This is a genomic window from Xenorhabdus innexi (genome assembly GCF_002632485.1).
Taxonomy (GTDB): Bacteria; Pseudomonadota; Gammaproteobacteria; order Enterobacterales; family Enterobacteriaceae; genus Xenorhabdus; species Xenorhabdus innexi.
In genome coordinates this window covers 1-24,136 of record NZ_NIBU01000040.1, presented here as the reverse complement: position 1 = coordinate 24,136, position 24,136 = coordinate 1, and the positions used below count along the sequence as shown (strand labels likewise).

Below are 24,136 nucleotides of genomic sequence, written 5' to 3'. Positions count from 1 at the left end.
GGAATTAAGCTGTAGAATTTGCTCTTAATAATGCCAGTGCTGCTTGTCGTTGCTGTGGATTGAGGTTGTTGATAACAGTCTGCAATAATTTGTCACCGGTTTTAGCGCTGGGGCTCAGTGCATGTGAAAATGTCAGGTTCATGACGAATCGATAACCACATTCAATGTCAGAACATGCACAGTATAGATCCGCAATTTCTGGATGTTTGCGGTTGGTTTTACTGATGGCAGCTTTAGCACCACATTCAGGACAAATAATCTTTAATACGCGCATTTGGTTATTTCCAAAAAAATTTAATTTCAGAGATGTTAACTTGCTGCGTATTTTACCCTCATACGAGGGTATTATTATTTAATAGAGCTATGTGATATCCGTGATACATCAGGCATTTTCCGATCCCAACCATAACAATGCATCTCCGGGGCTAATCGTGCCGCCCGGCTGACAACTAATCTTTGTCACTCTGCCCGCCTGCGGAGCATGAATTGCCAGCTCCATCTTCATGGCTTCGACTATAATTAACGGCTGCCCTGCTTCCACGTCATCGCCTGATTTAACCAATACTTTCCAGATATTTCCGCTCATATCCGCACTAATTTGCAGGCCATGTTCATTAACATCAGTCTCTTCTTGCGACTGTCTTTCTCTATCCTGAACTGAGCTTTCTTCTTCCTGTTGTTCCTGCTGCCAGCGCGTTATCTCTGTTTCAAAAGCGACTGCCTGCCTCAGTTTGAAATAGGCAATATCTTCGGTATTTTCTTTCAGAAACCGGAGATGTTCGGCAAAATCAAACTGTGTATTTTCAATGCGGATGGCAGAACGACCTTCTCTGAAATCATCACGCAGTTGATCCAGTTCCTTCTCACTGACCGGATAAAAACGTATTTGATCAAAAAACCGTAATAACCACGGTTTATCTTCAGCAAACTGTGCGTTTTTCAGAAACTTATTCCAGATAGGCAGGGTTCGCCCCACCAGCTGATAACCACCGGGGGAGTCCATACCATATATACACATGTACATACCACCAATTCCAACCGTTCCTTCTGCGGTGAACGTTCGGGCGGGGTTATATTTCGAACTTAACAGGCGATGGCGAGGATCAATTGGCACTGCACACGGAGCGCCCAGATACACATCTCCCAGACCGAGGATCAGGTAGCTGGCATCAAAGAGAATACGGCGTACCGCTTCGCGATCACGTAATCCGTTAATACGCTGAATAAAATCAACATTATTCGGTAGCCACGGAGCGCTGGTTCTTACTGTGCTCTGGTAACGTTCCACCGCACTCAGTGTTGCACTGTCTTCAAAAGCCATCGGCAAATGGATAATACGTGATGGTACTTTCATTGTGCTGACATCACCCAACTGTTTCTCTAAAGACAGCAGTAAAGCAACAAGTTTTTGTTGTTCGATTTGCCGATTGTCATAACGGATTTGCAGGGAACGAACACCCGGAGCAATTTCTTTAATTCCCGGTTCAGATAAATCATGCAGTTTTTCCATCAACAGATGTATCCGCAGGCGTAATGCCAGATCCAGAATATTTTCACCATATTCGATCAGGATATAGTTATCCCCCGCCTGACGATAAACAACGGAAGGCGCAGAGTCAGTGGCAATAGTCGCAGCCAGTACTGCGCCTGACTGTACTTTTTCTGCTATCAGTTTTTCAGCTATCTGTAATAGGGGGGTCTCAGGTATAGCTCTCAGTGTATCAATTCTTTGAGTTTGCTGTTCTTCCAGAGCAACAGCCTCTTCAATACTGATGGGATGAAACCGGATACGATCCCCCGGTTTTACCTGCCCGACTTTCCACAGTTCAGCTTTGGCAATGGTAACCGGACAGACAAAACCACCGAGGCTCGGCCCGTCACGAGTGAGGATGACAGGAAAATCCCCGGTAAAATTGATCGAACCGATGGCATATTCGCAGTCATGAATATTTGAAGGATGTAAGCCCGCTTCCCCACCATCCGGACGCGCCCAGACAGGTTTCGGACCTGTCAGCCGCACACCCAGACGGTTTGAATTGTAATGTACCTGCCATTCAGTGGAGAAAAATTCATCAATATAATCCTGAGCAAAAAAATCCGGTGCGCCATGCGGCCCATAAAGTACGCCGATATTCCATGTATCGCCATAAACGGGAATCAAGTCGGATTCAGCTGCCTGTGGCAGACTGACCGGTGCGGGGGTTGTACAGGCAGGCAAGGATGGCTGTGAGATAGAAAGCATATCGGCAATGTTTAATGTACGACCGGCATACCCGCCAAATTGCCCAAGAGCAAAAGTAGAGCGGCTTCCGAGGTAACAGGGAACATCAATACCATTTCTGACTGCGAGGTACGTCCGGCAACCGGATTGCGCTCGCCCAATCTCAAGAGTTTGCCCGGCTTTGACATTCAGTGGTTGCCAATAAGATACCTTTGCGCCATCTAACAGCGCATAGCTCTCTGCTCCGGTCAGTGCAATCAGTGCATCACAATGAAACTGCAAGGTTGGCCCTTCCAGCGTAAATTCCAGTCCGGCGGCTGATTCATGATTACCAACAATCCGGTTAGCCAGCCGGAAAGCCAAGTCGTCCATCGGGCCGGAGGGAGGAACACCGATATCCCAATACCCCAACCGACCGGGGTAATCCTGAACACTGCTCCAGGTTCCCGGTTGCAGTACTTCAATGACATTCGCCTTAGGTGTGAAGTTGTCCAGCATCCGCGTCCAGACCTGCCCTTTCTGGAATACATCACAGGCGGTGATCTGGCGCAGGTATTCCAGATTCGTGGTAATACCGTGTAATCGGCAGGAATCTAAGGCTTCACGCAGTTTGATAAGCGCTTCGTCGCGGTTTTCACCATAAACGATCATCTTGGCGATCATCGGATCATAAAATGCAGAAACTTCACTGCCTGTCTCTACGCCGCTGTCAATGCGTACTCCATCCGGAAATTTAACCTCGGTCAGCACACCGGGACACGGCTGGAAGTTTTTCAGGGGATTTTCGGCATACAGCCGCACTTCGATTGCCGTCCCGACAGGTGTACGCTTTAAATCAGCCCAGTCGATTGGCAAATCAGCCGCAACCCGCAACATACATTCCACCAAATCAAGACCCGTTACACACTCCGTTACGGGATGTTCAACCTGCAAGCGGGTATTAACTTCAAGAAAATAGAATGCATCCTGTTCCGTATCATAAATGTACTCCATCGTCCCTGCACTGCGATAATTCACCAATTTGCCAAGCTGTACAGCAGAAGCCAGCAAAGCAGCACGGGTCGATTCCGGTAAGTTAGGCGCAGGAGCTTCCTCCACAACTTTTTGGTTACGGCGCTGTAAAGAGCAATCACGCTCTCCCAATGCCACAACATTGCCTTTACCATCACCGAAAATCTGCACTTCAAGGTGGCGGGCCTGTTTGATACATCGCTCCAGAAAAACACCGGTATCACTGAAAAACTGTTCGCCAAGACGACGCACACTCTCCCATGCCTGACTCAGTGCATATGCATCATCACAGCAACTGAGGCCGATTCCACCGCCACCCGCCGTGCTTTTCAGCATAACCGGATAGCCGATAAGTTCAGCGGCATTGAGTGCTTCATCCAATGAATTCAGTAACCCTGTTCCCGGAGTCATCGGTACACCTGCTTCGGCAGCCAGTTCACGGGCGCGGTGCTTCAGGCCGAATTCACCAATCTGGTGTGGTATCGGGCCGACAAAGACAATACCCGCCTGTTCACACGCTTCTGCAAATGGCTGACTTTCAGACAGAAAGCCATACCCCGGCCAGATGGCTTGTGCGTTGCTCTGTTGTGCTGCACCTATAATTTTTTCAATACACAAGTAGCTATCGCTGGCTTTTTCCCCGTTTAGCGGCAATGCAATATCGGCATTTTTAACATGTTGGGCATTTTTATCTGCATCTGAATACACTGCCACACTGACAATACCGAGGCGTTTCAGAGTCCGGATCGCGCGGCAGGCAATTTCGCCACGATTAGCAATCAATACGGTTTTAAACATGGTTTTCCTCCAGACTGATAATCCAGTTACGCCAGCCACCGAACCCAGTGATATCCGTTGCATCATGCAGGGCAACCGGTTCGCAGATGAAGCCTTTTACCCAACGGCCATCAGCTAATTCCAATGAACCGATGCCAAGCGGTGAAGGGATTTCAGCAACGAATGCACCAAAATGAGCCAGTGGGATATCCCAAAGTTCAAGACTGATTGACGCACCTTTGTCATCTCGCACTAATCCGGGCTTAGCTGGCTGGGTATTGGCAAGTGCATAAAGTCGGTAGCAGTCTGCGGTCTGTGTGGATTCTATAAATGTGGCATTACATTCAATTAATTGGTAGTTCAGAGGCATGCCCCGAAGGTGGGCACCCACGACTGCCAGACGGATATGCTGTCCTGATGGTGGTAATGTCATAGCTTCCCCATCCAGCGCTTTTCCCGTTGCGCCCAGCGGTAATGCAAGACGCTGCTGCCAACGAAGGCCAAATGATGCAAGGGCACGATCGTGCCAGGCAGGGGCAATTAAAGTGATGCCAGCGGGCAATCCGTCAGTTCGGAAAGGAGCAGGTAAAGCGAGTGCGGAAAGATCGGCAAGATTAGTGAAATTAGTATAAATACCAAGTTCAGAATTATAGTGAATTGGTGCCCGTCTTATTTCTTCAATAGTTCTGATTGTCGGTGCAGTCGGGACGATAATGGCATCAAAGCGGGCTAATATGTACTGGATTTTTTGCGCCAGTTCTGCTCGTTGGTATTCGGCCTTAAACGCATCAATCGCACTGTAATTTTTGCCTCCCGCAATAATCTGATGCACTATCGGGTCCATCATTTCAGGAAAACTCAGCATTCCATTCACGGCGATAGTACGTTCAGCAACCCATGCTCCCTGATAAAGTTGCTCAGCCAACTGGCTGAAGACTAAAAAATCAATCGGCTGAAGCGTTGCTCCCATAGCCTGTAACTCGTTCAGAGCATTTTGCCATGCGGATTCGGCAAACGTATCACAACAAAATACCGGATTTTCAGGGATGGCAAAAAGAGGGCTGTCCGGCAATGTTGCTGGAGCAGATGCCGGATTAATGCGGGAATAAGCATAAGTTTCGTCAACCCCTCCGGCAATATCGGCAATACTGAAAGCATCTTCCGCCGTCAGGGCAAAAACCGATAATGTATCGTTGAGGCGGCAGGCAGGAACAACGCCTTTGCCGGAAAGCCAGCCTTTCGTTGGTTTTAAGCCGACAATATTATTGAAACCGGCAGGAACCCGCCCGGAGCCTGCGGTATCCGTTCCAAGCGCAAATGGTACTAATCCTCTGGCAACAACAGAAGCAGAGCCAGAGCTGGAACCGCCGCTAATATAGCTGGCATTAAAACTATTTTTAACGATGCCATAAGGTGAACGGGTTCCGACTAATCCGGTGGCAAACTGATCCAGATTCGTTTTCCCTATAACAATTGCCCCCGCCGCTTTCAGTCTGGCAACCGCCGTAGCATCTTCATCCGCAATATATTCAAACGCCGGGCAGGCCGCTGTTGTCGGCCAGCCAGCAACATCAATATTATCCTTAACCGCAAAAGGAATACCAAACAAAGGAAATTCGTCGGGATTACGCTGATAAGCGGGTAAAAGTGAAACAATCTGAGCCTGTAACTGCGCCGGAGTTGCGAGATAGATCCAGGCATTATCATCAGATAAAAAGGAGTCCAGATGCTGTTGCAGTAAAGCAAAAACGGACTCTACATTGTGTCGTATCCGCTCACGCCAGTATTTTAAGGTATAGCCTGTTATTATTGTCATGCTGTGATACTCCAGTGGATATGATGGGGTAAACACAGCAATACACATGCCAAAATAGTAATGTGCTTTTTTTCAACCGATTAAGTTTGGATAAAGTATCAAATGTAATAGTTTGCACTATTATGGTTCATGGCTTGAACAATAGTGGTGCTTGTTTTTAAGTCAGATGATTGGTGATGCATTGTATGAAGAAAAAACATAATAAATACAAAATATAGAGCCGGTGCTGCGGTTTAATGACAAAATAAACAGTTAAACAATGTTAATAACCCCCCTCCAATTACATTATCTGTCTTCATAAATCTTTTCATTCATCAGTATCAGTTTTTCTCATTGTATCTATTTGGTAGAAACGGCTATAGTCCGCACAACTCAAGACTCTTGAGCAAATTATCACTGCTTGAATCACTACGATATATACCTGTCCTTGGCATATGTCGTTATTGCCGTTCGGCAAGATCCTGATGAGAAGCAGCGCATATCTGGCTGATTTTTTTATGTGGAGACGACAGTAGTGAAACTGCTGCGCAAGAATGACAGTGCATTTGTACCTGTTGCGGGCTTGACTGTATTTGCGATTGCTTCAGGTTACCTGATGAGCTTAATTCCTTTATCGATGGCAGGGTTCCACATCGATACTGGCTATGCCAGCTGGTTAGCCAGTTCTTATTATATCGGTTTATTAATAGGCTCAGTCTTAATTGAACCTGTTATTGCCAAAATAGGGCACCGTTTTTCATTTGTGAGTTTTTTATTACTGTTAGCTGCGACAGTTATGGTTCTGCCTTTTTTTCCAAATAAGGAAATTTGGTTGCTTGTCCGTTGCATAGCCGGAGTTGCTGTGGCCGGTATTTTTGTAGTGGTCGAATCCTGGTTACTGATTGGCGACAGTCCCAAAGAACGTGCAAAGCGTCTGGGCCTTTACATGACATCGCTATATGGTGGTACAACACTCGGTCAGTTAGGCATTGGTTTTATCGGGACTCAGGGAGTTATCCCTTTTGCCGCTATTTTAGCGTTATTGCTGATTGCGACTCTGCCACCACTGTTTTTGCGTCAGGGCCAGCCTCCGGCATTACAGCATCAGCGACTGTCACTGAAAAAAATCACCCGTTTCAGTAAACCGGCAATTGTCGGCTGTCTGACCTCAGGCATTGTCATGGGAACTATCTATGGCCTGATGCCTTTATCGTTAAGCCAAAGTAAATTCAATACTGAACAGGTCGGTATATTAATGGCAGCGATTATTCTGGGTGGAATGGTTATTCAGCCTATTATCAGTAAGCTGTCCGTTATCGTCAGCAAAACCCTGTTACTGGCTATGGCATCATTGTTAGGTGTATTTGCTGTAGGCATGACCTATCTTTCTGAAAGTTATATGGTCATGGTCGTAGCATTGGCGCTTTTAGGCATGTCATCTTTTGCCCTCTATCCACTCGCCATCACACTTGCCTGTGACAAACTGGATTCATCCTATATTGTCGCCGCAACTCAGGTTATGCTGCTAAGTTATAGTATCGGTTCTGCAATTGGGCCACTGGGCGCAGGGAATTTCATGTTCCAATATAATGGAATTCAGCATGCCGGAACAATGCAGAATAATGGATTGATGGACTTTTTCTTCCTTGTCTTACTGACTACGGCGGTTTATATGCTGCTAGCAGCTATTTACCGTAAAGATCGTGTACTGGCAAATTAAAAACGAGGATATGTTTAATGCAGATACAGCAAGCCAGCGAAAGTGATTTCGCAACACTTCTCCAGATTTGGGAAGACTCTGTGCGTGCTACCCATGATTTTTTGCCTTTGGGAATGATCGATGAGCTGCGTCCGTTAGTAAATGGTTACTTACCCAATCTGAACGTTTATAAGGCAGTAGATGCGCATCATGTCGTGGCAGGTTTTTTGAGTGTTGAGCAAAATCGGGTTGAAATGCTATTTGTATCACCGCAGATGCGCGGCAAAGGGGTTGGCAAAATGTTGTTAGAGTTTGCAATCAGAGAATTAAACATCAATGAACTGGATGTGAATGAACAAAATCAACAAGGTGTTGGCTTCTATCAATATATGGGGTTTAAAGCTTTTTCACGTTCAGAAACTGACGGGCAAGGAAATCCATTCCCGTTACTGCATATGAAACTTGCTTAATATCTGTTTGCTTAGTCTTTGTATGATTGCAGTAAATATATTTACCACCCGGAATAAATATTACTATTCCGGGATAATAATTTATTAATAAGCATATTATCATTATATATCCCTTAAATAACAAGTGAGAAATAAATATGAAAAGAGAACAATAAGTCAACTCATTCAATATCAGTTAAAAATAAAGTCGGCCTGTATTGAAAGTGCCAAAAAATGAAAATTTATGTAAAAATAACCAAAATAAAGTTAAAGAATACATTAAATTCAATGTGATATATTCGACAGATTCATCACAACATCGCAATCGCAAGTCAGAAGACACTTGGGCTCATAGATAGCCGTCAGTTTACTAAAATAGTTACTCTCGTGAATACCCAAAACTAAGCAACGAGACAATCTGAAAGATGGTGAGTATATATCCAATAAAAAAGTGGTAGAATAGCGCCACTGCTTTTATTATTTTTTGGATTTTATAACTAATGAAGTATCTACAACAATCTGAAACTAAAACGTATTCAGGCATAAAGCTGTTTACCGACCTTGTCGGGAAACGCATTACACCAGGGCTACATTGGCACTCTTCCAGCAATCGGGCAAAATTTGCTTTGCGTAGCTTTTTTACGCCTGTTTCTACATTTAAATTATTAGACAGAATTGCCAGTACACCTATTTATCTGGATATTTTAAAGAAACAGCCTAGTTTACCCTGTAAATTACATCGTCCATATTTGAGTATTAATTTTAAGCGAAGCCAAATTGTTCATGCAATTGGTGAGCACTATAAAATTTTATTCCAACAGCTTGCTCCTGTTGTTATTAATAAGATATTTAATACGGATGCTTATTTACTGGCAACTATTCAGGGGAAAAACGAGTCATTTAATATCTATATAGACTCTTTAGATAATCTGAATAAAGAGGGTGAGCTATCTTTGTATATAACGACAGAAGATAATGTCATTCTGGCAAAATGTGCATTTACTTTATTAACACTTAATGGCAGGCAGACGTTATTTATCGGTGTATTACAAGGCCCGGCCAAAGGCGATAATTCTCTGGATATTATCCGCAGTGCAACAAAAGAGTGTCACGGTTTATTTCCTAAACGTTTATTGATTGAGTCTATTTGTCATTTTGCCGGACATACTAACTGTGAACAGATATTAGCCGTCAGCAATGAAACTCACATCTACCGCAGTATCCGCTATTGGCATAAGAAAAAACACCTGATGGTGGCTGACTATAATGCATTTTGGGAATCGCTGAGCGGCTCCAGAAAAGATAATAATGATTTTCATCTGCCTTCAGTCATTGAAAGAAAACCACTGGATGAGATCCCCAGTAAAAAACGATCAGAATATCGTCGCCGTTATCAGTTACTGGATGATTTAGAAAGCCATATCAAAAGCGCTCTCACCCATTAAGGCTCATCCATAATTAATCATTATCAAAAGAGATTTTTCTGGTACAGCATCAATATTCAGCGAGGCTTCGTCATTAACCATGTAAGGTGGTTTTTTATGGCGGGCCATTCGCTGAGTATCATACTGTATACACAAGTATCCCTCATTGAACCATTTTTTGCCCGCAAATGGTTACGCAGAACACCATCCAGTTTTGCTCCCAAACGCTCAATTGCTCTGCGACTCTGCTGATTCAGAAAATGAGTACGTATCTCCACAGCAAGACAACCCAGTGTTTCAAACGCGTATTCCAGTAAGAGGTATTTTGTTTCTGTATTAATCGGTGTACGTTGCGCTGATTTAGCATACCAAGTCGAACCAATCTCCAGTCTGGGAAGAGTATCATCAATATTCATATAGGATGTCATCCCCACTGCCACATTTTTTTGGTTGTCAATGACAGTAAAAGGCAGCATGTTTCCCTGAGCATGCAGATCCAGACGACGCTCAATTTCTGCTTTCAGATCACCCGGTGCAGGCACATTAGCACACCACAACTGATGTAATTCCCCATCTTCAATAGCATTAACTAATTCATCATGCTTTTCCTGTGTCAAAGGTATTAAAGTGACATACTGTCCCGTTAAAGTGACTTGTTCAGTTATGTTTTGCATCGTTTTGTTATCATTATATTTTTTTAATACTGCCATGCGCCATTTCTAAAAACAGCCTATAGACAAAGTTGATTTTTACCGATGGCAGGGTAACTGAAAAAATTATCAGTATCTTAAATAAAAGTTAATTAAATATTAAAGTGATGTGAGGTGTTTTTGCGAAATTTTTTCATTTTGAAACTTGATTCAACTAACTTATCAAATCTATTGAGTAAAATGATTTCATGATATCTGTCACAATCAATTAACAAAATGATTCCAATCAGACTGGAACCGTCTAAATTTGTACCAATCTCATCCGACCACTTAGCGAATAGCTAACCTATATTGAAAACAATAATAATGTGTGAGTCGCCAAATTTATTCGATGGAGAATGTAATGAGCAATTATCCTCACTTATTTACCCCTCTGGATTTAGGCTTTACTACCTTGAAAAACCGCGTTCTGATGGGTTCGATGCATACCGGGCTTGAAGAGCATCCTGACGGAACCAGAAGGCTGGCTCAATTCTATGCAGAGCGGGCTGCCGGAGGAGTGGCGCTTATTGTCACAGGAGGGATTGCTCCCAACCCGCAAGGCGTAGTTGCAGCGGGTGCAAGTGTGCTGAATAGTGAAGATGATTTACCTCACCATAAGGTCATTACAGATTCAGTACATCAGGCTGGCGGCAAAATTGCTCTCCAAATTCTGCATACCGGGCGTTACAGCTATCAAAAAAAACCAGTTGCCCCTTCCGCTATTCAGGCTCCGATTAATCCGTTTATCCCTAAAGAAATGTCTGAAGAGGATATACAGCAAACCATCAGTGACTTTGCCCGTTGTGCGCAACTGGCGCAGCAAGCCGGATATGATGGTGTTGAGATCATGGGTTCAGAAGGCTACCTCATCAATCAGTTTCTGGTTGCCCGCACTAACCATCGACAGGATCAATGGGGAGGCAGTTTCGAAAATCGTATGCGTTTTGCCGTAGAGATTGTCAAAACTGTGCGCGCTATCGTCGGGGAACAATTCATCATTATTTACCGCCTTTCCATGCTGGATTTAGTGGAGGATGGCTCCGACTGGCAGGAAATCGAGCAATTGGCACTGGCTATTGAACAGGCCGGAGCGTCCATTATCAATACTGGTATTGGCTGGCATGAAGCCCGTATCCCGACAATTGCCACAATGGTGCCAAGAGCCGGATTTAGCTGGGTTACCAAAAAACTGATGGGAAAAGTGACAATTCCTTTGATTACGACTAACCGTATCAACGATCCTCATGTTGCCGAGCAGATTCTTAGTGAGGGCTGCGCCGATATGGTTTCTATGGCACGCCCTTTCCTTGCCGATGCGGAGTTTATGCTGAAAGCGCAACAAAATCGCGCGGATGAAATCAACACCTGTATTGGCTGTAATCAGGCTTGTCTGGACAGGATTTTTGTCGGCAAACTGACTTCATGTCTGGTCAATCCACGCGCCTGTCATGAAACAGAATTTATTGCTGAACCCGTAACCATCCCTAAAACTATTGCCGTGGTTGGTGCCGGGCCTGCCGGTTTATCCTTTGCGGCCACAGCCGCCAGTCGTGGGCATCATGTCACATTATTTGAGCGTGAAAATAAAATTGGCGGCCAATTTAATATTGCCAAACAGATCCCAGGTAAAGAAGAATTCCATGAAACGCTGCGCTATTTTGAACGCCAACTGGCGCTGACGGGTGTTGATGTCAAACTCAATCACACAGCAACAATAGAAAAACTGGCTGCGTTTGATGAAGTAGTGATTGCCAGTGGTATTACGCCGCGTACACCGGCTATTGATGGCATTAATCATGAAAAAGTGCTGACTTATCTGGATGTTTTAAAACATAAACGCCATGTCGGGCCGCGCGTTGCCATTATTGGTGCCGGTGGAATTGGTTTTGATACTGCAGAGTATCTGAGCCAAAACGGGCAGAGCAGCAGCCTGAGCAGCCACGCATTCTCTCAGGAGTGGGGAATCGATCAGACACTTACTCATCGGGGAGGATTACAGCCAGAAGGTGCACGAATGGAACTTTCGCCCCGAAAAATTTATCTGTTACAACGTAAAGAAACGAAAGTCGGGGAAGGTCTGGGTAAAACAACCGGCTGGATACACCGTGCCAGCCTGTCAATGCGCGGTATCACTATGCTGAATAGTGTGCAGTATCTGAAAATTGATGATCAGGGGTTACACATCAGCCGTGAAGGTGAGCAACAATGCCTCGAAGTCGATAATGTGATTATCTGTGCCGGACAGGAACCACTGAAAGATCTATATCAGCCACTACAGGCTATGGGTAAAAGCGTACACCTGATTGGTGGAGCTGATGTCGCTGCTGAGTTGGATGCCCGTCGGGCGATTGATCAGGGAACCCGACTGGCAGTTAACATTTAGAAAAATAACGAACAAATAGAAGAAGGGTGACAATAAACCTGCTGCTGATTGTCACCCTTCTTATTTATATACTTTTAATACTCTTCTATATGAACATCTCGGTCACATCATTATCTATATCTATGCGCCCGGAAGTTCGCTCCCTTGCCGCCGCGATGCATCTTCAGCCTGACAGGCAGCCGCAGTAAACAGCACATCCGTTGAAGAGTTCAGACCGGTTTCAGCCGAATCCTGCAACACACCAATAATCAAACCTACCGCAACAACTTGCATGGCAAGTTCATTGGAGATACCGAACATACTGCACGCCAGAGGGATCAACAATAATGAACCACCCGCTACACCTGATGCTCCACACGCTGCGATTGCAGAGACCACACTCAGCAGTATCGCCGTTGGAATATCAACAGATATGCCCAGTGTATTTACTGCCGCCAGCGTCAATACCGTGATCGTCACAGCGGCACCAGCCATATTGATCGTGGCTCCCAGCGGAATTGAGACGGAGTACGTATCTTCATCCAGATTCATACGGCGACACATAGCCATGTTAACCGGAATATTGGCAGCAGAGCTGCGGGTAAAGAAAGCGGTTACGCCACTTTCGCGCAGGCAGTCAAAAACCAGAGGATAAGGATTGCGACGTATTTTCCAGTATACAATCAGCGGATTAACAACCAGCGCAACCACAATCATGCACCCTAAAAGTACAGTCAATAAGTGTACATAACCGAGTAACGCCTCAAACCCTGTTGTCGCAACAGTAGAAGAAACCAGCCCAAAAATACCGAGAGGTGCCAGACGAATAACAACGCGAACAATCTGAGTGACGGCTTCAGCCAGATCCTGCACGACTGATTTGGTTGATTCTTTCGCATGACGCAAGGCAATTCCTAACCCAATCGACCATGCCAGAATGCCAATGTAATTACCTTTTAATATCGCATCAATTGGGTTGGCAACAATATTGAGTAATACCCCTTTCAGGACTTCAACAATATTATCCGGTGGTGACATTTGGGTATCATTGGTCACCAGTATTAATGTCGATGGAAATAATGTACTACCAATAACAGCCACAACAGCAGCAAGAAAGGTTCCTAGAATATAGAGAACAACAATCGGTCTGATATTCGTTTTCTGGCCTTTTTTGTGATTCGCAATAGAGGACATAACCAGAACCCACACCAGAACCGGTGCAACAGCTTTCAGAGCACCGACAAACAGTTCGCCTAATAAGCTGGCTGACTGAGCGGCGGAAGGCATTGCCCACGCCAGTAATACCCCTGCTATTAATCCGATAATAATCTGAGTGACTAGGCTTCCCTGTACAATATATTGCACAAAGCCTTTTTGTTGTTTTTCCATAGCCTATCCATTTGATATTTAGGCTTAATTATACACTTCGTCTTTCAAGCTGCCTCTTTGTTGGCTACGCAACCTGAAATCCATTGTATATAGCCTGTTGATTTTGTGTTTGCTTTTTCAGTATAGGTAAATTCATAGAACTGAAAATAATAATTAATAAAAATATACAGCCAACTCAACAGGTGGTAACAAAATAGTCACGTTTGTGTGATCCATTCTGCATATTTCTTACTTCATCAGGCATTGATGAGTTCTCAAAAAGAATAAAATTAAAAATTTATTTTTATAATCAGTTAATTAAATGGATAATCAATTTTAATGATAGTCACTGTGAGCGGAATTATCTGCAAAATTATTTATGGATTATTTTTACTATCAGATGATAAAAAGAGGCTTTTCTGGCTGGAAAAAGCAAGAATATAGCTACACAACAGAGAAAATGAGAAAACAGCGTTATTTTATGCAAATATCGTAACGGAGTTAATTAATTGATATCTCTGGACGATATTATTTTTATATCCATATAAATGTTCAATTGCTCACCAAAATTTTCTGTTTCACTACTGATGATTTTGTTAGAGTGTCCCGGTCATTTATTTATGCCATTTGAAAGGAGCTTGAAGGCACTTAATTGTCAATCCTTATATAACTTTTTGTATTTTATAGTTATTCAATATGAATAAGTCATAAATACACCATAAAAGTAAGATGTAATCCTTAACCCGCGTTTTAGGAACATTTGATGGAAATTGTAACAGACCTTATTTATGCACTTTGGCACCAAGATTACGAAACACTGGCCAACCCCTCATTAGTTTGGGCCATTTACCTTCTGCTATTCACAATCCTGTTTCTGGAAAATGGGGTGTTACCCGCCGCATTCTTACCGGGTGATAGTTTACTGATATTAGTTGGCGTTCTGGTAGCTCAGGATACAATGGATTTTTCCACTACATTAATTGTTCTTACTGCGGGTGCGAGTCTCGGTTGCTGGGTTGGCTATATTCAGGGAAGGTGGCTTGGGAATACCAAATTAGTTCAGGGATGGCTGTCTCACCTTCCTCCTCATTACCATCAACGTGCTCATAATCTCTTCCATCGCCACGGTCTGTCAGCCCTGCTAATCGGCCGTTTCATTGCTTTTGTCAGAACCTTATTACCTACACTGGCTGGTATTGCCGGTCTGAATAATGCACGCTTTCAGGTATTTAACTGGCTCAGTGGTTTCTTATGGGTCATTATCCTGATGACTCTGGGTTATGCCATCGGCAAAACCCCCCTATTCCGCGAGTATGAACACTATCTGATGAACTTTCTGGTGCTGTTGCCCGTGGGTCTGTTACTGATTGGTCTAATTGGCAGCCTGACGTTTATCTGGCGTAAAAAACGTACGAATAATTCCACACGATAGTTCTCCCCCTTTGATTTCCCCTGTACCATTGCGAATCACCATGTTACAGGGGTCTGAGCCACAATCATCAACGCTGCGCTACAGTCACCGCCGCATATTTAGGATTAATCTGTCGCACCATGTGATAATTTTTCATCATTACTCCTTTAAAATCCTTGTAAAACCGTCTATGGTAGAAATTTATTCACCGTATATATAAATGAGGAGAGTTCCATGCCACAGAAGAAAAACTCTGAAGAATTACGTGCTGAATTACAATCCCTTGCAGATACTCTGGAAGAAGTTCTCAATAGTTCTGGTGATCAATCCAAAGCTGAGCTGGAAAAAATCCGTAATAAAGCAGAGAAAATGTTGAAAGATGCCCGCACAGTTATCAGTGATGCCGGGGATAAACTTACAGGCCAGACCAAAGAAATAGCGGGTCGTGCTGATAGTTATGTCCGCGATAATCCCTGGACTGGTATCGGGATCGGTGCAGCAGTAGGTATCGTTCTGGGTGTATTACTGGCAAGACGCTGATATGACGCAATTACCCCATTCACAAGGCCCGGGGAAAGGAATATTTAATACCTTACGGCGAGTGGCAACTCTGATTATCGGCATGGTTGAAACCCGAGTTCAGCTTGCAGCAATTGAGCTGGAAGAGGGAGCCGCCACGCTGGTGAGATTACTGTTGCTGGTAGGGTTCACGCTGTTATTCGCAGCCCTTGGCATAATCTGTTTGTTGATACTGGTTTTTCTGACCGTTGACCCGGTCTACCGGATAACCATTATCGCCACTGCCGCAGGAACTTTGCTGCTTCTCGCCGTGCTTGGCACGATTTGGACTATCAGGAAATCCCGCCGTCTGGCTTTTTTTAATGCTACCCGTGAGCAACTCAGAATCGATCGTAATATGTTGGAGAATGACCATGAATAAGTCGCGACGTCTGCAAAGAGAACAGCGAAAACAGGTACTACTGCAACAAATTCAGCTACAGCGGAAGTCTCTTTCCGAGTATGGTCAACGTTGGCTCACCATAACTCGCTCTTACGATCAAAGCTGGCAGACACTACTCTCTTTCCGGCCTTATTTTGCTCTCGGCAGTGGCATATTACTGTTCTATGGTATCCGCCATCCCAAAAAACTTTATCGCTGGTCGCTTCGTCTGCTTGGTATGTGGAAACTCATCAATACTGCCCGCATGATCATCAACAGGCGTTAATGCTATTTACCCGATTACTACTGGATTATTCTTTTTCAAATCTCTTTACGTATATTGAGGTATTCATTCAAAAAAATTGTAGTAAATTGTTAATATTCCTTACTATCAACCGATAACACCTCTCCTTAGAATACTCTCCATCAAAAAATACCATCAATAAATGATGAAGTTAACTATACTTTTTAGAACATACGGCTGGAGAGATTCATGAAAAAATTTGAAGATAGTGGTTTATTAGTCGCACGTATTTTAATATCTGTGCTGTTTATTGTTGCAGGTTATGGGAAATTAGGCAGTGCTTATGCAGGCACACAAGAATTCATGGAAGCGATGAACGTACCCGGAATTTTACTGCCACTGACTATCTTACTTGAACTCGGGGGCGGTATTGCCATTATATTAGGCCTGCTGACCCGTACTACAGCAGTATTTAGCTTTATTTTCTGCATCCTGACCGCACTACTGTTCCACTATGATTTTTCAGACGATATGAACCAGACGATGTTCCTGAAAAACTTTGCCATCGGTGCAGGTTATCTGTTGCTGGCTATTATGGGACCGGGAAAATTCAGTATTGACCGTATATTAAAGAAGAATTGGTAATTTTCTGATATTAGCCAAAACCCGCACTACGACAAAGCCCCTGAGTAGGGGCTTTCTGATAATAGCTACTTAAATAATTTAGGAATTTCCCGCAGACACCACGCCTTAGCTTCTCCCATCCGATCACGTCTCCACGCCATAATAATGTTGGTTTCATGGATATATTCAGAACCAACAACCCGCAGACGACCTTCTGAAATATCTTTTTCAACCATCGGATACGGCATTGTTGCCACGCCCAGACCAGCCAACAGAGCACGATGTTTATCCTCCAATGAACTGACCGTTAACCGGGGCTGTTTATCCAACAACTGAACGGTCAGAACCGGGCGTTCTCTTGCTGTATCTGCGACTGCTATCCCGCGGTATTTAACCCGTGTGGCATCAGATAAAGGTTCCGGTTCATGGTGAATCGGGTGATCCACACTGGCAACATAAACATTTTTGATGGAGTAAAGGGGGCGTGAATTAGTTTCCGCTGATGCCCTGAAATGAAGATCCGGTGCAATTACAATATCTGCATAGCCGTTTTCCAAGCGTTCCCAAGCCCCTGCTAACACTTCTGTCACTAATGAAAGCTGAGTATTCGATTTATTCGCCAGCCTGTCCACAAGGGGAAAGAGAGATTCAACGGGAAACAGGGCTTCACAGACGATAATTAAATGGGTTTCCCAGCCACGGGCGAGTGCCTGTGCATCTGCCGTCAATTTATCCGCAGCTTCAAGCAGAACACGGCCTCTGTCGAGCAACATCCGGCCAACATTGGTAAATTTTGTACGATGCCCGGAGCGGTCAAACAGCACAACATCCAGTTCTTCTTCCAGTTTCTGCATCGTATAACTTAATGCAGAAGGTACTCTTCCCAACTCATCCGCTGCGGCTGCAAAACTTCCCCGACGTTCTATTGCATCCATAACCCGCAGGGATTCCAATGTTAATGCTCGTTCTTTACCCATATATTTCCGTTACCCACAAGTTCTCAGTCAGTAAATTTGAATATAGGGAGCAGATTAACTGGCTAACATTTCAACGTCCAGATAATTAAGATTGAGGCTAACGGTGTGTGGCAAGGAGAACATACTCATGATAATAACCAGAACAGCAAATCAATGCGGAAAAGCCGATTACGGTTGGTTAAAAGCGCAGTATACTTTTTCATTCGGTCACTATTTTGACCCAAATTTTTTGAACTACGGGGCACTACGCGTACTTAATCAGGAAATATTGGCTCCGCAAGCAGAACTCAAGCCAAAAGCGTATCCTCATGTCGATATCCTGAATATTATTCTACAGGGTGAAGCAGAATACCGTGATAGTGCAGGAAATTACATTCAGGCTCATCAGGGTGACTGCCTGCTATTTTCCGCCCGTCAGGATCTACGCTACAGTGAGCATAATCTCAGTAAGAAAAATCCGCTGCATCGTCTGCAAATCTGGCTTGATGCCAAACCGCATCTGGCTCCGCAATCAGTACAACGCAGAAAATTATCTACTCAGCCACTGACATTGCTGGCTTCGCCTGCCACCGGGAAAAACAGTATGCATCTGCGGCAATCAGTATGGATAAGCTACCTGATGCTACAGGCGGGTGAGGTTCATACTGTGTCTTTGCAGGGGAAACATGCTTACCTGCAATCTGTCAGCGGTAACGCTGAAATTAACGCAGATAGCCAGACCGGTAATCCGACTCATGCCAGTATCAGGTGTGGGGATGGAATATTTATTCAGGATGAAACGCAACTAAATCTGCGGGCAGCTTCTGCATTTCAGGGGCTGCTAATCGATTTGGAAGATCAATCTTTCTGACTAAAAAGAAGAAGCCCTATAAAGCAGATGCTTTATAGGGCTGAATCTGTGGAGTTGGCCGATAAGCCGGGTTCTGTCGTGGACAATCATTCATCTAGGCCAGAACTTACGCGCTGGCTCAAGCAACCTACCCGGGTTCGATACGGGCCGTACCATGTGAACCTCTATTTGGTCTTGCTCCGGGTGGAGTTTACCGTGCCACGGACTGTTACCAGCCGCGCGGTGCGCTCTTACCGCACCCTTTCACCCTTACCTGATCTCAGCTTTTACGAAGAAAAGTGAGCCATCGGCGGTTTGCTCTCTGTTGCACTGGTCGTAGGCTTTCACCCCCCAGACGTTATCTGGCACCCTGCCCTGTGGAGCCCGGACTTTCCTCCCCTTTACTCTTCTCCGAAAAGAACAGTAAAGCAGCGACTGTCTAGCCAACTCCGGCGCGGATTATAAGGGGTTTATCCCCTGATGTATATACCTTTCGTCTTTCAAGCTTCGTTCTGCTCAAGCGCATAGCGATACAGGGCATTTTTCTTCACCCCGTGGATCTCTGCGGCCAAAGCTGCTGCTTTCTTCAACGGCAGTTCTTTTTGCAGTAATGCCAGTGTCCGTAAGGCTTCCGGCGGGAGGCTGTCATCTGCGGGTTTGTGATATCCCTCAACAATCAGCACCATTTCTCCCCGCCGACGGGTTTCATCTTCCCTGATCCACGCCAGTAATTCTCCCGCAGGCATTCCCTGAATAGATTCCCATGTTTTCGTCAGCTCTCGCGCCAACACTACATAGCGATCTGCTCCCCAGACTTCAACGATATCTTCTAAACTGTCCAGCAAACGATGCGTGGATTCATAGAAAATAATTGTCCGCACTTCCTGAGCCAAATCACGCAACACATCCTGACGACCTTTACTTTTGGCAGGCAGAAAACCTTCATAGCAAAAACGATCGGAAGGCAGACCGGCGGCAGATAGCGCCGTAATTGCCGCACAAGGCCCCGGTAGCGGAACAACATTAATACCGGCTTCACGACAACGGCGAACAAGGTGATAACCCGGATCATTGATTAACGGCGTTCCGGCATCTGACACAAGTGCAATACTTAAACCCTGTTGTAATTTCGCAATCAATTGATCTGCTTTCTGCTGTTCATTATGATCATGAAGTGCGAACATGCGCGCATTAATGGCAAAATGTTGAAGTAACAGGCCGGTATGTCGCGTATCTTCGGCAGCAATCAGATCGACATGTTTAAGAACTTCAAGTGCACGCTGAGTGATATCCCCCAGATTTCCGATAGGGGTTGGCACAACATACAGCGTAGATGTCGTAACCACTGCTCGATTGGTTTGATTCATTGTTTCATCCGAATGACCGATTTAAAATTGAGCATCTTTGAAAAAAACATCACTGGATACAGTATGCTTCCCTCAATTTTTGTGCGTTTCAAAACTGGTTTAGTCTGCACAGCATTGCTGACAACTATGATTATTGCAGGGTGTACCATGCCTACACCACAAGGGCAACCACCTTCTGAGCCACAAGACAAGATCAGCGCAGAGATTAACCGCTATCAGGCGATTATTGATAATGCGGGCAACCAGCCTTCTCTGGATGTCATCCGTGCTTATATTGCTCTGGAACCAGACACGGAAAATGAAGCCGCACACCAGAAAAATATTGATGATACATGGCAGGCGCTGACTCATCTCACCACCCAGCAACTCAGCGAACTGGCAATTAATGCCAATGAATACACACTTCAGGGCTGGCTCGACTTGCTCAATGCTTATCAGACCAATAAGCAGGACACGGAAAAACTTCGTTCTGCCATTCGGGACTGGCAAATTCGCTATCCAGAAAACCCGGCTGCTCAAAGCTTACCTTCTCCGTTGCAACAAATGTTGTATGCCACTAACGAGCAACAGACTAATATCGGGCTTTTCCTGCCTTTGAGCGGTCAGGCCAAAGCATTTGGTGACGCGATTCGTCAGGGGTTTCTGGATGCGCAAAAAGGGCTGCCAAAGCCTGAGTTACCAGTAAATCAGTTGTCTGTAAGCCAATCACCTGCAACGCTTACTGATGCTGCTGATAATAGCCCTGTGGATGCTAATCTTGTTGCCAGCACCACTGCCAGTACCGAGGGAACCGATCAGGCGACAGCCGTTGATACGGCTGAAACGGATATGGCAAATACTGACAACCCAGAGCACTATTCTGAACACTCCGAAGGTACGGATACGGCAGGGCAATTCACCATTAATTCAGTTCCTGTCAATCATCAAGAAGTGAAAATCTATGATACCGACAGCAAGCCTTTGGCCGAGCTGCTGACACAGGCAGAGCAGGACGGCGTGACTCTGATAGTCGGCCCACTACTGAAACCTCAGGTAGAGCAGTTAGTACAGACAAATACTTCGTTAAATATTCTGGCATTGAATAAACCGGATACAACACAATTTCATCCCAATTTTTGTTACTTCTCCCTGTCCCCCGAGGATGAAGCGAAAAGCGCGGCTCAGCATATCTGGCAACAGCAGAAACATCATCCACTGGTATTAGTGCCACGCTCAGTACTAGGTAGCAGAGTGGCAAATGCCTTTGCAACTGAGTGGCAGAAATTAGGTGGCTCCGAAGTATTACAGCAATCCTTCGGTACAGTAACGGAAATGAGGCAATCCATGAACCGGGGTGTCGGTATCCGTATGTCAGGAACAGCAATTTCAGTCAGCAATCCTGATGCTGATGAAACTCAGTTTAATACGTCACCATCCGGTAATAATTCGTCCATTGCTGTCACCAGCACATCACGCGGCCCGGTTGATGCGGTTTATATTGTTGCGACAACTGAGGAACTGACCGTTATCAAACCGATGATTGATATGGCAATCAGCTCCCGCAAAAAACCAGCGCTTTATGCCAGTTCACGCAGTAATAAAGCTGATGCAGGCCCGGATTTCCGTCTGGAAATGGATGGTATGCAGTTCAGCGATATCCCGCTACTGACGGGAGCAAATGTTCCGCTGATAAGACAGGCTGCCGGTAAATTCGGGAATGATTACTCTCTGATGCGCCTCTACGCAATGGGAATCGACGCCTGGTCGCTGGCTAATCATTTTGTCCAGCTACAACACGCCAGCGGGTTCAGTATGCATGGGGAATCCGGTGAACTCTCCATCACAACTGACTGTACAATATCCCGCCAGTTACCGTGGATGCAATTCAACAATGGGCGCATTATGCTGGAGAGCCGGATAACAGAAAATAACACAGCCGGAAATAGTGACAGTACGCTGAATAACGGCACAAATAATCCGGCTACGGGCAATAGCACGGGGCAGAATGTGGATACTGTACCGTCAGTTCGATAAATAACATTTTCTTTTGTGGTCATTTCAGGATGAAAAAGCCTCAACATAATCGTTACGCGCAGGGATGCCATTACGAACAGCAGGTTAAACAGTTTCTGCAAAAGCAGGGGCTTGTGTTTATCGCACAGAATGTGAAAATTCGTGGCGGAGAAATCGATCTGATCATGCGTGACAAGCAGGTCTGGGTTTTCGTTGAGGTTCGTTTCCGTCGAAATGCACAATATGGTGATGCCATTGCTACAATTACCCGGAGCAAACGCAGAAAATTATTGCATACGGCTTCAGTCTGGCTTTACCAGCGCCACGAATCTTTTGATACTGCGGCCTGTCGCTTTGATGTTTGCGCCATTACCGATCAGAAATTTGAATGGCTGAAAGATGCGTTCAATTTAAATGAAAACCTATCTGATAGGTTCTGAATTTCAATAAATATATTATCAATAATATAGGTCATAACGTGCTGGATAGAATTAAAGTCTGCTTTACTGAAAGTATTCAAACACAAATCGCAGCAGCAGAGGCATTACCCGACGCAATCTCACGTGCTGCCATGATGCTGGTTCAATCATTGCTGAATGGCAACAAGATCCTGTGCTGTGGTAATGGCGGGTCCGCCGCGACAGCGCAGCGTTTTGCCGCCAGTATGATAAATAGATTTGAAACAGAGCGGCCAAGTCTGCCAGCATTGTCACTGAATGCTGATAATGTCGTGATTACAGCCATCGCTGGCAGTAGGCAGCCGGAAGAAATCTACGCTAAACAGGTTCGTGCTTTGGGGCAGACCGGGGATGTTCTGCTGGCTATTTCTACGCATGGTAACAGCCGGACTATCATTAAAGCAGTAGAAGCTGCCGTTACCCGCGATATGACTATTGTTGCACTGACAGGTTTCGATGGCGGTGAGTTAGCAGGATTATTGGGGCCACAAGATGTGGAAATCCGTATACCTTCCCACCACAGTGTCAGAATTCAGGAGGTTCATATGCTGACAATTAACTGTCTGTGTGACTTAATCGACAATACTTTATTTCCTCATCAGGATGACTAAGGAGCCAAATAATGCGGTTATTCTCTCTATTACTGATATTTTGCAGCACAATGTTGCTACAGGGGTGTATTGGGGCAGCTCTCGTAGGCTCTGCCGCAATTGCCACCAAAGCAGGGACAGATCCACGGACTGTTGGGCAGCAGGTGGACGATACAACGCTGGAAGCCCGTGTCAGCAATGCCATCAGCAAAGATCCACAAATTAAATCTCAGGCCCGTATCATCACAACAGTCTATCAGGGTAAGGTACTGTTAACCGGGCAAAGCCCGAATATGCAGCTGGCAGAACGGGCAAAACAAATCGCATCGAAAACTGAAGGGGTCAGTGTCGTCTACAACGAAGTCAGGCAGGGAGATCCCGTTTCTCTCGGTGCTGCATCTTTAGATACCTGGCTGACCACGAAAGTACGTTCGAAAATTCTGGCCAGTGATGCGGTGAAATCATCAAATATCAAAGTGGTGTCTGAAAATGGCGAAGTCTTTTTATTCGGAATTGTGACCAGACAGGAAGGCGCTGATGCGGCGAAAATTGCCAGTGAAACGGATGGCGTTAAACGTGTAACCACCGCATTTACCTATCTCAATTAATACCTATCTCAAATTAGCCCCGGGTTATTTTACAAGCATGGCAGCATCGAAACAGAGCTGCTTTGCTTGTAGTTCTATACATTTCGTCTTTCAAGCTGACTCTTTGTTGGTTGTGCTCGCTCACCCCGGTCACTGATCACCGGTCACATAGTTATCTATGCACCTAGTGGTACATTCTGCATTTGATAACCTCATCAAACGAGCTTGAAAACCATTAAGTTTTATGGTTAATTAGCACACCGTTTCAATGACCATCAGATACCCCTAATTTTTTATGTGGAAAGCGCCAGCAGTCAAT

The 24,136-nt window shown here is 45.0% G+C and carries 21 protein-coding genes and 1 other RNA gene; 14 read left to right on the top strand and 8 right to left on the bottom strand.

Annotated elements, in window-relative coordinates; genetic code table 11:
- Nucleotides 1–4: 4 nt before the first annotated feature.
- The 3 genes from Xinn_RS14380 to atzF form a co-directional block, all read right to left on the bottom strand.
- Nucleotides 5–274, bottom strand: a complete 270-nt coding sequence (locus Xinn_RS14380; RefSeq protein ID WP_086954453.1) for an Ogr/Delta-like zinc finger protein — start codon at nt 272–274, stop codon at nt 5–7.
- Nucleotides 275–382: 108 nt separating this feature from the next.
- Complete coding sequence (gene uca / locus Xinn_RS14375; protein ID WP_086954454.1) at nt 383–4,030, bottom strand: urea carboxylase; 3,648 nt, start codon at nt 4,028–4,030, stop codon at nt 383–385.
- Nucleotides 4,023–5,825 (bottom strand): allophanate hydrolase, encoded by a 1,803-nt coding sequence (gene atzF / locus Xinn_RS14370; protein WP_086954455.1) that lies wholly within the window; start codon nt 5,823–5,825, stop codon nt 4,023–4,025. Before atzF ends, uca begins: the two co-directional genes overlap by 8 nt.
- Nucleotides 5,826–6,339: 514 nt before the next feature.
- Here atzF and Xinn_RS14365 point away from each other — a divergent pair.
- The 3 genes from Xinn_RS14365 (at nt 6,340) to Xinn_RS14355 (ending at nt 9,397) form a co-directional block, all read left to right on the top strand.
- Complete coding sequence (locus Xinn_RS14365; protein ID WP_086954456.1) at nt 6,340–7,524, top strand: MFS transporter; 1,185 nt, start codon at nt 6,340–6,342, stop codon at nt 7,522–7,524.
- A gap of 17 nt (nt 7,525–7,541) precedes the next feature.
- Nucleotides 7,542–7,973: an acetyltransferase gene (locus Xinn_RS14360; protein WP_086954457.1), complete on the top strand. Its 432-nt coding sequence runs from the start codon at nt 7,542–7,544 to the stop codon at nt 7,971–7,973.
- Nucleotides 7,974–8,452: 479 nt separating this feature from the next.
- Complete coding sequence (locus Xinn_RS14355; RefSeq protein WP_086954458.1) at nt 8,453–9,397, top strand: VirK/YbjX family protein; 945 nt, start codon at nt 8,453–8,455, stop codon at nt 9,395–9,397.
- A gap of 56 nt (nt 9,398–9,453) precedes the next feature.
- On the opposite strand, the gene Xinn_RS14350 is transcribed toward Xinn_RS14355, so the two are convergent.
- The gene (locus Xinn_RS14350; protein ID WP_086956511.1) at nt 9,454–10,050 is read right to left on the bottom strand and encodes a GNAT family N-acetyltransferase; all 597 of its coding nucleotides are present in this window, start codon (nt 10,048–10,050) and stop codon (nt 9,454–9,456) included.
- A gap of 379 nt (nt 10,051–10,429) precedes the next feature.
- Between Xinn_RS14350 and Xinn_RS14345 the strand changes: the two genes are divergently transcribed.
- Nucleotides 10,430–12,451: an NADPH-dependent 2,4-dienoyl-CoA reductase gene (locus Xinn_RS14345; RefSeq protein WP_086954459.1), complete on the top strand. Its 2,022-nt coding sequence runs from the start codon at nt 10,430–10,432 to the stop codon at nt 12,449–12,451.
- A 120-nt stretch (nt 12,452–12,571) separates the two neighbouring features.
- Here the strand turns inward: Xinn_RS14345 and sstT are convergent, their stop codons facing one another.
- A complete protein-coding gene (gene sstT, locus Xinn_RS14340; protein WP_086954460.1) occupies nt 12,572–13,819 on the bottom strand; it encodes a serine/threonine transporter SstT in 1,248 nt (415 codons plus the stop codon).
- Nucleotides 13,820–14,561: 742 nt separating this feature from the next.
- Between sstT and Xinn_RS14335 the strand changes: the two genes are divergently transcribed.
- The 5 genes from Xinn_RS14335 to Xinn_RS14315 all read left to right on the top strand — a co-directional run bounded on the left by Xinn_RS14335 (nt 14,562) and on the right by Xinn_RS14315 (nt 17,038).
- Complete coding sequence (locus Xinn_RS14335; RefSeq protein WP_086954461.1) at nt 14,562–15,230, top strand: DedA family protein; 669 nt, start codon at nt 14,562–14,564, stop codon at nt 15,228–15,230.
- A gap of 213 nt (nt 15,231–15,443) precedes the next feature.
- On the top strand, nt 15,444–15,749 hold the full coding sequence (locus Xinn_RS14330) for an ElaB/YgaM/YqjD family protein (RefSeq protein ID WP_086954462.1): 306 nt from the start codon (nt 15,444–15,446) through the stop codon (nt 15,747–15,749).
- A 1-nt stretch (nt 15,750) separates the two neighbouring features.
- Nucleotides 15,751–16,149: a phage holin family protein gene (locus Xinn_RS14325; protein ID WP_086954463.1), complete on the top strand. Its 399-nt coding sequence runs from the start codon at nt 15,751–15,753 to the stop codon at nt 16,147–16,149.
- Entirely contained in the window at nt 16,142–16,435 is a 294-nt protein-coding gene (locus Xinn_RS14320; RefSeq protein WP_086954464.1) for a YqjK-like family protein, read from the top strand. The genes Xinn_RS14325 and Xinn_RS14320 overlap by 8 nt, the downstream gene beginning before the upstream one ends.
- Nucleotides 16,436–16,642: 207 nt before the next feature.
- Nucleotides 16,643–17,038: a DoxX family protein gene (locus tag Xinn_RS14315; RefSeq protein ID WP_086954465.1), complete on the top strand. Its 396-nt coding sequence runs from the start codon at nt 16,643–16,645 to the stop codon at nt 17,036–17,038.
- A gap of 65 nt (nt 17,039–17,103) precedes the next feature.
- Here Xinn_RS14315 and Xinn_RS14310 read toward each other — a convergent pair whose 3' ends face one another.
- A complete protein-coding gene (locus tag Xinn_RS14310; RefSeq protein WP_086954466.1) occupies nt 17,104–17,994 on the bottom strand; it encodes a LysR family transcriptional regulator in 891 nt (296 codons plus the stop codon).
- A 127-nt stretch (nt 17,995–18,121) separates the two neighbouring features.
- On the opposite strand from Xinn_RS14310, the gene Xinn_RS14305 reads away from it, so the two are divergent.
- On the top strand, nt 18,122–18,844 hold the full coding sequence (locus Xinn_RS14305) for a pirin family protein (protein ID WP_086954467.1): 723 nt from the start codon (nt 18,122–18,124) through the stop codon (nt 18,842–18,844).
- 46 nt (nt 18,845–18,890) lie between these two features.
- Here Xinn_RS14305 and rnpB read toward each other — a convergent pair.
- Both rnpB and rsmI read right to left on the bottom strand, forming a co-directional pair.
- Nucleotides 18,891–19,274: RNase P RNA component class A (gene rnpB, locus Xinn_RS14300), an RNA gene on the bottom strand.
- A gap of 49 nt (nt 19,275–19,323) precedes the next feature.
- Nucleotides 19,324–20,190, bottom strand: a complete 867-nt coding sequence (gene rsmI / locus Xinn_RS14295) for a 16S rRNA (cytidine(1402)-2'-O)-methyltransferase (protein ID WP_086954468.1) — start codon at nt 20,188–20,190, stop codon at nt 19,324–19,326.
- Between the two features lie 63 nt (nt 20,191–20,253).
- Between rsmI and Xinn_RS14290 the strand changes: the two genes are divergently transcribed.
- The 4 genes from Xinn_RS14290 to dolP are packed head-to-tail and all read left to right on the top strand — an operon-like array spanning nt 20,254 to nt 23,838.
- Nucleotides 20,254–22,203: a penicillin-binding protein activator gene (locus tag Xinn_RS14290; protein ID WP_086954469.1), complete on the top strand. Its 1,950-nt coding sequence runs from the start codon at nt 20,254–20,256 to the stop codon at nt 22,201–22,203.
- A 29-nt stretch (nt 22,204–22,232) separates the two neighbouring features.
- Complete coding sequence (locus Xinn_RS14285; RefSeq protein ID WP_086954470.1) at nt 22,233–22,622, top strand: YraN family protein; 390 nt, start codon at nt 22,233–22,235, stop codon at nt 22,620–22,622.
- A gap of 38 nt (nt 22,623–22,660) precedes the next feature.
- Nucleotides 22,661–23,251, top strand: coding sequence for a DnaA initiator-associating protein DiaA (gene diaA / locus Xinn_RS14280; RefSeq protein WP_086954471.1), 591 nt, complete (start codon nt 22,661–22,663; stop codon nt 23,249–23,251).
- An 11-nt stretch (nt 23,252–23,262) separates the two neighbouring features.
- The gene (gene dolP, locus Xinn_RS14275) at nt 23,263–23,838 is read left to right on the top strand and encodes a division/outer membrane stress-associated lipid-binding lipoprotein (RefSeq protein WP_086954472.1); all 576 of its coding nucleotides are present in this window, start codon (nt 23,263–23,265) and stop codon (nt 23,836–23,838) included.
- The last annotated feature ends 298 nt before the right edge of the window (nt 23,839–24,136 follow it).

Excerpts from the sequence above, each read along its gene's own strand:
- Xinn_RS14380 (WP_086954453.1), bottom strand. The coding sequence starts at position 274 with ATGCGCGTATTAAAGATTATTTGTCCTGAATGTGGTGCTAAAGCTGCC.
- uca (WP_086954454.1), bottom strand. The coding sequence starts at position 4,030 with ATGTTTAAAACCGTATTGATTGCTAATCGTGGCGAAATTGCCTGCCGC.
- atzF (WP_086954455.1), bottom strand. The coding sequence starts at position 5,825 with ATGACAATAATAACAGGCTATACCTTAAAATACTGGCGTGAGCGGATA.
- Xinn_RS14360 (WP_086954457.1), top strand. The coding sequence starts at position 7,542 with ATGCAGATACAGCAAGCCAGCGAAAGTGATTTCGCAACACTTCTCCAG.
- Xinn_RS14355 (WP_086954458.1), top strand. The coding sequence starts at position 8,453 with ATGAAGTATCTACAACAATCTGAAACTAAAACGTATTCAGGCATAAAG.
- Xinn_RS14350 (WP_086956511.1), bottom strand. The coding sequence starts at position 10,050 with ATGCAAAACATAACTGAACAAGTCACTTTAACGGGACAGTATGTCACT.
- Xinn_RS14345 (WP_086954459.1), top strand. The coding sequence starts at position 10,430 with ATGAGCAATTATCCTCACTTATTTACCCCTCTGGATTTAGGCTTTACT.
- sstT (WP_086954460.1), bottom strand. The coding sequence starts at position 13,819 with ATGGAAAAACAACAAAAAGGCTTTGTGCAATATATTGTACAGGGAAGC.
- Xinn_RS14335 (WP_086954461.1), top strand. The coding sequence starts at position 14,562 with ATGGAAATTGTAACAGACCTTATTTATGCACTTTGGCACCAAGATTAC.
- Xinn_RS14330 (WP_086954462.1), top strand. The coding sequence starts at position 15,444 with ATGCCACAGAAGAAAAACTCTGAAGAATTACGTGCTGAATTACAATCC.
- Xinn_RS14325 (WP_086954463.1), top strand. The coding sequence starts at position 15,751 with ATGACGCAATTACCCCATTCACAAGGCCCGGGGAAAGGAATATTTAAT.
- Xinn_RS14320 (WP_086954464.1), top strand. The coding sequence starts at position 16,142 with ATGAATAAGTCGCGACGTCTGCAAAGAGAACAGCGAAAACAGGTACTA.
- Xinn_RS14315 (WP_086954465.1), top strand. The coding sequence starts at position 16,643 with ATGAAAAAATTTGAAGATAGTGGTTTATTAGTCGCACGTATTTTAATA.
- Xinn_RS14310 (WP_086954466.1), bottom strand. The coding sequence starts at position 17,994 with ATGGGTAAAGAACGAGCATTAACATTGGAATCCCTGCGGGTTATGGAT.
- Xinn_RS14305 (WP_086954467.1), top strand. The coding sequence starts at position 18,122 with ATGATAATAACCAGAACAGCAAATCAATGCGGAAAAGCCGATTACGGT.
- rsmI (WP_086954468.1), bottom strand. The coding sequence starts at position 20,190 with ATGAATCAAACCAATCGAGCAGTGGTTACGACATCTACGCTGTATGTT.
- Xinn_RS14290 (WP_086954469.1), top strand. The coding sequence starts at position 20,254 with ATGCTTCCCTCAATTTTTGTGCGTTTCAAAACTGGTTTAGTCTGCACA.
- Xinn_RS14285 (WP_086954470.1), top strand. The coding sequence starts at position 22,233 with ATGAAAAAGCCTCAACATAATCGTTACGCGCAGGGATGCCATTACGAA.
- dolP (WP_086954472.1), top strand. The coding sequence starts at position 23,263 with ATGCGGTTATTCTCTCTATTACTGATATTTTGCAGCACAATGTTGCTA.